The organism is Streptomyces sp. S6 (assembly GCF_054880855.1).
Map to the genome: position 1 here is coordinate 1 of NZ_JBTYMC010000735.1, position 601 is coordinate 601.

Sequence of the window (601 nt, forward strand, 5' to 3'; positions counted from 1 at the left end):
GGCCCTCGGCGCCGTCCCCGCGCACGCCGCGCCGTCCGGGGGGACACGGGCCGAGGTCGACCGGCTCTACACCGAGGCCGAGCAGGCCACCGAGGCCTACAACAAGGCCGACGAACGGGCCGGGAAGCTGCGCCGCGAGGTGAGCGGGGCACAGGACGCCATCGCCCGGCAGCAGGAGCGGATCAACGCCATGCGGGAGCGCCTCGGGAAGCTCGCGGGGGCGCAGTACCGGGCCGGTGGGCTCGATCCGTCGATCGCGCTCCTCTTCTCCGACGACCCGGACGAATACCTCGACAAGGCCGCGACCCTCGACCGGCTGACCGCCCACCAGACCGGGCAGCTGCGGGAACTCCAGTTCGCGATGCGGGACCTGGCCCAGGAGCGGGCCGAGGCGGCCGGGAAGCTCGGGGAGCTGGAGCAGAGCCGCAAGGCCGTCGCGACCCACAAGCGGACCGTCGAGCGGAAGCTCGCGCGGGCCCGGGAACTCCTCAACTCCCTCTCGCCCGCCGAACGCGCCGACTACGACCGGGCCTCCCGCTCCGGCCGCGACGACCTGCCCTTCCCCGGCGGCCAGGCGTCCTCCGCCCGCGCGGCAGCCGCC

1 protein-coding gene is annotated in these 601 nt (G+C 75.4%); it reads left to right on the top strand.

Annotation, left to right across the window (positions count from 1 at the left end):
• On the top strand, positions 1 to 601 hold a 601-nt coding region (locus ACVNF4_RS36770), incomplete at both ends, for a coiled-coil domain-containing protein (RefSeq protein ID WP_461807141.1).